Source organism: Limnospira sp. PMC 1279.21 (assembly GCF_032349615.1).
In the GTDB taxonomy this organism is placed as follows: Bacteria; Cyanobacteriota; Cyanobacteriia; order Cyanobacteriales; family Microcoleaceae; genus Limnospira; species Limnospira fusiformis.
In genome coordinates this window covers 1-467 of sequence record NZ_JARPLU010000540.1, presented here as the reverse complement: position 1 = coordinate 467, position 467 = coordinate 1, and the positions used below count along the sequence as shown (strand labels likewise).

Genomic DNA, 467 nt, shown 5'->3' with positions numbered 1-467 from the left:
TGGAGAGTTGAGTTGACAGCATAACCCGGAGGGCGGGTTTATTAATATGGTTTTGGAGAGTTGAGTTGACAGCAGAACCCGCCCCTACAATTATTAATTATTAATTATTAAAATGGCTTTTTTTAATATTCAAGTTAAACCCAATTCCCCACAGCAACTTATCCGAAAAGAAGCAGACGGTAGCCTAACCGTCTATCTCAAATCGCCACCAGTTGACGGGAAAGCAAATCAAGAATTAATTAAACTCCTCGCTAAAAAACTAGATGTTCCCAAATCTAACATTAAGATAAAATCTGGCTTATCTTCCCGCCGTAAATTAGTAGAAATTAGTTAATTTAACTGCCTTTATCCCAACCCACATCAATTATCCATTAATTACCGGGTGGGGTGGGGCGGGTTTATTAATATGGTCTTGGAGAGTTGAGTTGACAGCAGAACCCGGAGGGCGGGTTTATTAATATTGTCGT

Annotated in this window: 1 protein-coding gene; it reads left to right on the top strand. The window is 39.6% G+C overall.

The genetic code is table 11. The features are described from left to right. The first annotated feature begins 112 nt into the window (after positions 1-112). Entirely contained in the window at positions 113-334 is a 222-nt protein-coding gene (locus tag P5683_RS25840; protein WP_006622522.1) for a DUF167 domain-containing protein, read from the top strand. Positions 335-467 lie beyond the last annotated feature (133 nt).